Origin of the sequence: Tepidibacter formicigenes DSM 15518 (genome assembly GCF_900142235.1) — a bacterium.
Lineage (GTDB): Bacteria > Bacillota > Clostridia > Peptostreptococcales > Peptostreptococcaceae > Tepidibacter > Tepidibacter formicigenes.
The window spans coordinates 1-1,239 of the sequence record NZ_FRAE01000145.1; the positions used below are offsets into that span (position 1 = coordinate 1).

Consider the following 1,239-nt stretch of genomic DNA (forward strand, 5'->3'; position numbering starts at 1 on the left):
CTGAATAAAAGTATCAATTATTTTGAGCAACGGAGTCCGTTAGGACTCGTTGGCGACATGAGCCATGCGATAGCATGAAGCGAATTTTTTTATTTCTCAATAAAGATTCTCATGATTTAGAAAAAACAGTATATGACATAATAGATGAAATAAATATGGAAGTTGATTTTAGAAATTGCTTTGTTGAATGTGATGTTATATTAAGTATCTAATTGGAACAGAATATAGGGTGTATGATCTAATATATTAGGACCAACTTTAAATATGAAAATATGTGCCATGGCACTTCAAATATATAAAGCCTAGAGAAATCTAGGCTTTAATCATGCCTTAATATATGCTCTTGAACTTCTAAAATAAAGCCATGGCTACTAATTGATAATACATTTCAATAGATTTATAGATTTTCTATAAAAAATAATACTTATCCTCAAATTGAGGTAGAGTATTAATTTACTTATCATAGACATGGATCTAATGACGGAGCTTATTTCCTAACTAAATGTGATATAAAAAAAGTGGACTAAAAAATAAGTAATACTGTAGATTTTATATATAAAATCTACAGTATTACTTATTTTTTGAGTCTACAATTATTAAATCAACTATTTCTATAGGCAATTGTCCTCTATACTTTTTTCCTGAGATTAAATTATCATAAATTATTATTTGTCCTTTAGCATTAAAGCAAATAAGCACAAGAGATTGTTTTGAATTTCCAATAAAATAATAAATAGGGTATGAAATATCATTAGTGGTTCGCCTTAATGTTATTTTATTTATGTTTTCATATAAACTTTGTATTATCTCTTGTGATTTTATTGTTTTATAAATTTTAAAATTTGAATTCTTTAAGACATCTTCATTATTGTTAATTTTAACTATATCTAGTTTATTAGGAACTATTAAAATTGAAGTGTCTAATTTTTGAAAATAATGATATATATTTATTATTGATATAATAATAAATAAAGAAAATAAAAAGCCGAGTATGGTTATTAATTTTCTTTTTAAATATTTTAGATTATTCATAAAATTCCCTTTCATAAGATATATTTGAAATTGGGTTTAATTATAAAATAAATAATAGAGAAAAGATTTTATATTTGCCTATTCCCTAATTAATGTAATTATATCAAAGTTTCACCACTTTACAAGTAATTGATTAAATTTAATCCAAAAAATAATATAACTGAGCCTTAAATTGTTAATAATCTTTAGTGATTAAACCAAAATAAC

At 23.5% G+C, this 1,239-nt stretch carries 2 protein-coding genes; one reads left to right on the forward strand and one right to left on the reverse strand.

Annotated elements, in window-relative coordinates; all coding sequences use genetic code 11:
• Positions 1-74: 74 nt before the first annotated feature.
• Entirely contained in the window at positions 75-212 is a 138-nt protein-coding gene (locus BUA77_RS14095; RefSeq protein ID WP_159429006.1) for a hypothetical protein, read from the forward strand.
• 358 nt (positions 213-570) lie between these two features.
• Here BUA77_RS14095 and BUA77_RS13275 read toward each other — a convergent pair whose 3' ends face one another.
• A complete protein-coding gene (locus BUA77_RS13275; RefSeq protein WP_072891085.1) occupies positions 571-1,032 on the reverse strand; it encodes a hypothetical protein in 462 nt (153 codons plus the stop codon).
• Between the last annotated feature and the right edge of the window lie 207 nt (positions 1,033-1,239).

Excerpts from the sequence above, each read along its gene's own strand:
- BUA77_RS13275 (WP_072891085.1), bottom strand. The coding sequence starts at position 1,032 with ATGAATAATCTAAAATATTTAAAAAGAAAATTAATAACCATACTCGGC.
- BUA77_RS14095 (WP_159429006.1), top strand. The coding sequence starts at position 75 with ATGAAGCGAATTTTTTTATTTCTCAATAAAGATTCTCATGATTTAGAA.